This window comes from Synechocystis sp. LEGE 06083 (genome assembly GCF_015207725.1).
Taxonomy (GTDB): domain Bacteria; phylum Cyanobacteriota; class Cyanobacteriia; order Cyanobacteriales; family Microcystaceae; genus Synechocystis; species Synechocystis salina.
The window spans coordinates 1-6,363 of sequence record NZ_JADEWJ010000237.1 but is presented as its reverse complement, the minus strand read 5'-3'; the positions used below and the strand labels follow the sequence as shown (position 1 = coordinate 6,363).

The following is a 6,363-nucleotide window of genomic DNA, read 5'->3' as shown; positions in this document are numbered from 1 at the left end:
GGCCCGCACCGATGACCAGGGAGAATGGCAATTTCTGGGCATTATTTCCCTGTTTGACCCGCCCCGGCCAGATTCCCAAATAACCATAGAAAATGCTAAACGTTTGGGCATTCCCCTCAAGATGATTACGGGGGATCAGGTGGCGATCGCCAAAGAAACCTGTCATCAGTTGGGGTTAGGGCAAAATGTATTGAACGCTGAACTGTTTCGCCAGACCCCGGCCAGTCAATTAAGCCAACTGGGGGCGCAGATCGAAGAGGCCGACGGCTTTGCCCAGGTGTTTCCTGAGGATAAATTTCACATTGTGGAAACCTTACAAAAGCGGGGTTACATTGTGGCCATGACGGGGGATGGGGTCAATGATGCTCCTGCCTTAAAACAGGCCAGTGCTGGTATTGCCGTTTCTGGGGCTACGGATGCGGCCCGGGCCGCCGCTGACATTGTCCTGCTAACACCGGGTTTGTCGGTGATTATTGATGCCATTGAACTGAGCCGCCAAATTTTCCTGCGGATGAATAGTTATTGCATCTATCGGGTGGTGGAAACTGTACGGATTTTGATTTTTATCACCATGGCAATTTTTGTCTATGGAACCTATCCGGTGACAGTGATTATGTTGGTGTTGCTGGCCCTAATTAATGACGGCTCCATGGTAACCATCGCCTATGACAACACAAAAATCCCTAAAACTCCCCAGCGCTGGAATATGCCCTACATCATTAGTCTCGCTACGGCGATCGGATTGGTGGGGGTGGTGGAGACCTTTTTGCTTTATTACTACACCGAAAAATATCTGGGACTTCCCCATGAAATGGTGCAAACCCTCATTTATCTTCATCTAGCGGTGGGGGGCATGATGACCATTTATGTGACCCGAGTACGGGGCCCTTTCTGGTCCATTCCCCCGGCCCCCAAGATGTTGATGGCCACCGGGGCATCCGTAGCTATTTCCACCCTTATGGCCTGTTTTGGTATTCTTATGACCCCCATCGGATTGATGTGGACCCTGGCCAGTTGGGGCTATGCTTTCCTTTGGTTTTTAATCTTTGATTGGGTGAAATTATGGCTTTATCGTCTGCTAGATTCTAAACAGGTGGTAATTTTAGGTTCCCGTTATCTCAAACGTTGGCAAGGGTTAAAAAACCGTTCCTAAGCATGGTTTACCAAAATCCCCTGACCTTTTCCGAGTTGGGGGGCAAACTCAACTAATTTGGGCAACAATTTTTTCTGCTATCTGGCGATCGCCATGGACGATTGCAAAAGCACAGAGGCGCTTGCAGTAAGAAGCTAGTGACGAAGAAGTGCTGGTGGGTAGGTCGTAAATTTTGTATGCAGCCTAACGGTAAAATTGAGCGGCAGCAAGCCCGAAGAGTTTGCCCGACTGCAACGTTTAGTTCGTGGTGATTGAAGAACTAATTCTAAATACATGACCATCGGGATGTCTTATGTGACATTCCCTAACACCCCAAGGCATATCTTCTGGTTCACAAGTCACCTCAATTCCATTCTCTTTCGCAATATGAAATATCTGATCTACATCTTCAACCCACACTGACATCCACATCCCACCATCTCCTAATTCGTCGCCTGTTTTCTGGAATGTTGTTAAATTTTGGCTCTTTCCTCGGCCACCTTGACCATTTAGGCACAGAAATATCTCACATTCACCAGATCCCACGCAACCGAAACCAGCAGGATCGCCCCATTCCCAATTCTTCGACCATCCCAACTTCATAAACCACTCAAAGCTAGATTCCATATCGGACACATTCAGGATTGGTGTTATGCATTTTGCTTTCATAGTTAATCCCTGAGCTACAAGTTATGCATTTATACACTACCAGCTCTCAATTTTGGTAATTGTTTTTGGCTAATATAATAACCATCTGGACTGCTGCGCCCATATATACTCGCAAACTTGATACCCCACGATCCATCTTTATAAAAATAAAGTTTGCCTACACAACCATACAATCCAAGCCCTAATAATGTATCTAGATGTCGCTCAATTGAGGGGGATAAATTGTCAGGCGTAAACACCGCAACAAAACGAGGCTTAACATTGCTACCATTCACTTCAAAGATAGACTGAGCGTATGTAATGCTTTGCCAAACAAGCCTTGTTGTTTTTGATGTCCGTGCATTTATGCCTTCAACCCATTTGCACTCAACACCAAACCACTCATTGGTGAAGCCTTCAGCTATTAAGTGAGGCTTTGCACGCAAGAAAACGTCAATCCTTAGACGGACATCGTATATAGGATGATACCCCCAAACTTCTTCTAAAATCTCAAAGTCTCGTGATAGCTTTGGGATTAGCCCCATTTTTAGCAATTGCTCTGTCATTTAATTTCATGCATAACCATTAATTAAACTTCAATGGGAACCCTTAATGCACATTTATCATTTAACTTGTAAGGATAAACAGCATTAAAACCCATGTTCAGCCTGCTAATGCTGAAAGAATGCCTGAAAAGAACCGCTAAGTCAAATTATTTGGATTAAGTTTTATTAAGTCAACGGAGGTGTCGGATAGCATTTGGATTGTAAAGATATATGGCATGAACAGCCATGAGCGGCTTCCTAGAGGTTAACCCCAGGCTTATGGTTTACCAAAATCCCCTGACCTTTTCCGAGTTGGGGGACAAAATCAACTAATTTGGGCAACAATTTTTTCTGCTATCTGGCGATCGCCGTGTTTGTCTAACTTCTGAGTCAACCTAGGTTTTTTGGGGTTTTCCAACAAAAAATCCCAGTTCCCGGCGAAAAATTGCTGATGGGGCACAATTTGGTGCTCTCCGTAGTTCTGTAAACCTGTTAGTAAAACCTGCGCTTCCGCAAAACCATCCCTGGTGAGGGAAATAATGGGCACCTCCCATTTCAAAGCCTCGGCAAAGGTGCCAAAACCAGGCTTGGAAAATATTCGGTCACAAAGGGGCATTAGATCCACGGGGCGATAGGTTTTGTCCTTGATAATGATCAGGTTATCTAACCTAGGGGCTTGGGCGTCAAAGGTAATAAATTGATAGTCAGGAAACTTTGTTAACACTTGATAGGGAATAGCTTCTAAACCTAAACCGCCAAAGGTTAGTAAAATAGTTTTTTCTTTGGTAGTTTTAATGGCAAATTTTTCCCTCAACATTTGCTTGCTGTAGCGGGGATCTCCCCCCAGTAATCCTGTGGCAATTTTTCTGGGAAAAATTTCCATTGGTTCGGCTAAAGGTAACTGAAATAATAAATCACATTGCCGATAATCCCGTTCAATTTTTTCGATAACTTCCCCAAATTCATCGCCCCAGTCCCGATAAATAAAATTCCAACCGAAATTACTACTCATCCAACAGGGCAGATCCGCTCGATGGGCGATCGCCACTGCTAGGGCCGGAATGTCCGCCAGCACTAGATCCACCCGATTATTCCGTAAATAGTTAGACTCCGTGGCCACCAGGGTATTTTCCCGGCGATAAATATCCTCTAAGGCTTGTCGAGTAGCGTCTTCATCCATCTGTAAACTGTCGGCCTGCACCACCCCCACATCAAAAGCCACGGGACGGTGGATAAAGGGTTTTTCTAGATAACATTCCAGCAACCAACGGGGGCTACGGGTGGCCATAATTACCAACACATCAGGGCAAAGTTCCTGGACCCGGCGGGCAATGCAGGCAGTCCGCACCGCATGGCCAAAACCATGGCCCGTAATTGCACAGTAGAGGGTGGGACGTTTCATGCAAAAAGGTGAGAATTATAAAGATTTCTGTTGACCAGTGGGGCGATCGGGATTTTTCCCGCACAATAACAGTAATAGCTGGGTGAGTTTAGAGGTAAAGTCCATGCAGAGCAAAAAGTATTACACCGCCCCATCAACCTTTACCAATCCGGCCGAAGCTTCCACCCATGATCGCATTTTGAAGGGAGCTTTGAAATTATTTGGCACTAAGGGCTATGAAGGTACCACCACCAAGGATTTGGCCCAGGCGGCCAATGTGGCCGAAGGGACTTTGTTCCGTTATTTCACCAACAAGAAGGCCATTTTGGTGGAAGTAGCCACCGCCGGCTGGATAGAAATTCTCACTGACTTGCTGACGGAATTAAGTGAGATGGGCAGTTACAAGGCGATCGCCCAGGTAATGAAACGGCGTATGTTCCATTTACGAGAAAACAAATATTTATTACAAGTTTGCTTTGTGGAAGCCCAATACCACCCTGAGCTACGGGAGAAAATTCAGTCGGAAATTATCGACAAAATGACTGATGTGGCGGAAGCATTTTTCCAAACTGCCATGGACCGGGGCATTTACCGGCGGATGAATCCCAAAATTGTGGCCCAGGTTTTCTTAGGCATGTTTGCCGTGGCGGGTTTTTCGGAACAAACGGTAATTGACCCCCACGCTTCCCCCCAGGCTTTGCAGGAAATGGCGGAAGGGTTAGCTGATATTTTTCTCCATGGAGTATTGACCAAAGGCGAAAAAAATACCAGCCATTAATGCAATACAGCAATAGCTCTTTTTTATCAGTCTAGGTGTATAAAGTGAAGATACAGCTACCGTTTCTTTGGCTTTACGGCGAACTACCATCTGCCACTTCTAGCATTCCGCTCTTGTCTTCTATTCTATCTTCCCTTTTCTGATAAAAGAGCGATATCTGGTAACTTTTTTTGCCAAAATAATGCTTTACCCATTTGGGGGTTTAGCTCATAGCTACCAAAGCCAAACGACCTGTACGCTGATTGAGCAACATGATTTCCTTCAAGTACTTCTAAGGTGAGTTTACAACAGCCTAAATCTAAGGCAATGGCTTCTACTTTTTGCAACATTAGTTTTGACAACCCCTTACCACGATAGGGCAAAGAAACAATAACATCATGAATATTTAGTAATGGCTTACAAGCAAAAGTAGAAAATCCTTCTAGACACACAATAAGACCAGCAGGCTGAAAATCAACAAAGGCAAGAATGACATGGGCAGAAGGTCTTTTGGCAAGTTCTACAGGCAGATTTGCTTTAACATAATCAGATAATCCTTCTCCTCCCCCCATGGGATCACGGGCATATTCATCCATCAATTGAATCATTGCTTCCGCATGGATAGTTAAATTAAGATCTGTTTTTACAATGTCAATCATTTTTGTGATTTTAATAATATAAGACTATGTTAATTTTAGGTTGATTCGTTATTTAATAAGGCAATGGCCGCGGCTAAGGTAGATGGATAATGCTTGGCTAAATCTGCAAACCAAATTCCCTCACCGGACAGTGGGTCAAGTTGGTCTAGCCATTGTTGTGCTTTTTGAGCAATGATTGCCTGCCTTTGTTGTTCTTGGCGATCGATTAAATTTTTTAGTTCTGGATTTAAAGCTTGGGGTGATCCTTTGATTCTGGTTGGAATTTGATCTGTTTTTTCGGGAAAGTAATTAATCTTAAAACCTTGCTTTAATTCATTTAAAATTTTATCTAAAGTTGGATGCTGTTGCTCTTTACTTAAGGTAGGGTCTATCGTTGGATTATTAGATATTATGTCTGGTTCTTGAATATATTTTTGGCGGAGGTCAGCCAGTATAGAGTCAATGGAATCGGAGTCGTTCATAATAAAATCTCTAGTTTTAATCCTCAATAGCGTTTAATAAAACTTCAGTTAATGTTAAATCTTCCATTTCATCAAAAGTTACTGTATCGACGATATCAAACTTGGCTCCTACTTCCATTAATTGATCATCAAGGGCTTGAAGAAATTTGGTAGCACTGGGGTCATTACCGATTTGCATGAATGAAATGGCCAATTCTTCATCTGCATCTAGACATTTGCTGGCTTGGATAATGATTTCAAACACGGATCTACGATCATTCGGTTCTCCATCCGTAATCACTAAAATAGTTTCACCTATTTGGGCTTGATTAGATTTTTTTCGTTGTAAAAAATTATTGATCGCATCCTGTAGCACGGCGGTGAGATTAGTGCCCCCTACTGGCTCATTTTCTTGGAAAATTTGCTCTACTTTAGATGCGTTGACGTTATCGTAACGACGAACTTTACCAGAGAATGTGTAAACGGTGATCCCATCATCATCTAGCTGATCACACTTTCTGGCTAGGGCGAGGGTTGATTCTTGAACTAGCTCCCATCGGCTTTTTTGGAATTTTGGCTCGATGATAGACATGCTACCGCTTTTATCAATAATGAGTGTGTAATCCCGTTGGTTTGGCATCTTGAACCTGCTTGTGAAATGAACTTGTTGTCAATTATAGAAATTTTTTCAGTCTGTCAGTAGCATAATTTTGATTTTTCTACGACTCTACCAATAAATTGGAGTATTCAAAATTATTTGATGAACTCAGAATTTACCAAGGATGATAAACATTTTTAGCC

General features: G+C 43.3%; 8 protein-coding genes. 2 read left to right on the top strand and 6 right to left on the bottom strand.

All coding sequences use genetic code 11. The features are described 5' to 3' along the window. Positions 1–1,153 (top strand): HAD-IC family P-type ATPase (locus tag IQ219_RS15565; RefSeq protein WP_194073217.1); only part of this gene is annotated, 1,153 nt, incomplete at its 5' end. A 237-nt stretch (positions 1,154–1,390) separates the two neighbouring features. Here the strand turns inward: IQ219_RS15565 and IQ219_RS15560 are convergent. From IQ219_RS15560 to IQ219_RS15550, 3 genes are all read right to left on the bottom strand, one after another. Next, complete coding sequence (locus IQ219_RS15560; RefSeq protein WP_194073216.1) at positions 1,391–1,801, bottom strand: bleomycin resistance family protein; 411 nt, start codon at positions 1,799–1,801, stop codon at positions 1,391–1,393. A 29-nt stretch (positions 1,802–1,830) separates the two neighbouring features. Further along, on the bottom strand, positions 1,831–2,346 hold the full coding sequence (locus IQ219_RS15555; protein ID WP_194073215.1) for a hypothetical protein: 516 nt from the start codon (positions 2,344–2,346) through the stop codon (positions 1,831–1,833). 304 nt (positions 2,347–2,650) lie between these two features. Next, the gene (locus IQ219_RS15550) at positions 2,651–3,727 is read right to left on the bottom strand and encodes a glycosyl transferase (protein WP_194073214.1); all 1,077 of its coding nucleotides are present in this window, start codon (positions 3,725–3,727) and stop codon (positions 2,651–2,653) included. A gap of 37 nt (positions 3,728–3,764) precedes the next feature. Here IQ219_RS15550 and IQ219_RS15545 point away from each other — a divergent pair, with 37 nt between their 5' ends. Beyond that, positions 3,765–4,484, top strand: coding sequence for a TetR/AcrR family transcriptional regulator (locus IQ219_RS15545; RefSeq protein ID WP_190597702.1), 720 nt, complete (start codon positions 3,765–3,767; stop codon positions 4,482–4,484). Between the two features lie 125 nt (positions 4,485–4,609). Here the strand turns inward: IQ219_RS15545 and IQ219_RS15540 are convergent, their stop codons facing one another. Genes IQ219_RS15540 through IQ219_RS15530 form a run of 3 tightly spaced genes read right to left on the bottom strand, consistent with a single transcriptional unit; the run spans position 4,610 to position 6,202 of the window. Next, positions 4,610–5,122, bottom strand: coding sequence for a GNAT family N-acetyltransferase (locus tag IQ219_RS15540; protein ID WP_194073213.1), 513 nt, complete (start codon positions 5,120–5,122; stop codon positions 4,610–4,612). A gap of 35 nt (positions 5,123–5,157) precedes the next feature. Next, positions 5,158–5,583, bottom strand: a complete 426-nt coding sequence (locus IQ219_RS15535) for a hypothetical protein (RefSeq protein WP_194073212.1) — start codon at positions 5,581–5,583, stop codon at positions 5,158–5,160. Between the two features lie 16 nt (positions 5,584–5,599). Then, positions 5,600–6,202: a VWA domain-containing protein gene (locus tag IQ219_RS15530; RefSeq protein WP_194073211.1), complete on the bottom strand. Its 603-nt coding sequence runs from the start codon at positions 6,200–6,202 to the stop codon at positions 5,600–5,602. Positions 6,203–6,363: the final 161 nt, after the last annotated feature.

Bases quoted from the DNA above. Each gene is read 5' to 3' on its own strand.
- IQ219_RS15540 (WP_194073213.1), bottom strand. From the start codon at position 5,122: ATGATTGACATTGTAAAAACAGATCTTAATTTAACTATCCATGCGGAA.
- IQ219_RS15530 (WP_194073211.1), bottom strand. From the start codon at position 6,202: ATGCCAAACCAACGGGATTACACACTCATTATTGATAAAAGCGGTAGC.
- IQ219_RS15560 (WP_194073216.1), bottom strand. From the start codon at position 1,801: ATGAAAGCAAAATGCATAACACCAATCCTGAATGTGTCCGATATGGAA.
- IQ219_RS15535 (WP_194073212.1), bottom strand. From the start codon at position 5,583: ATGAACGACTCCGATTCCATTGACTCTATACTGGCTGACCTCCGCCAA.
- IQ219_RS15555 (WP_194073215.1), bottom strand. From the start codon at position 2,346: ATGACAGAGCAATTGCTAAAAATGGGGCTAATCCCAAAGCTATCACGA.
- IQ219_RS15550 (WP_194073214.1), bottom strand. From the start codon at position 3,727: ATGAAACGTCCCACCCTCTACTGTGCAATTACGGGCCATGGTTTTGGC.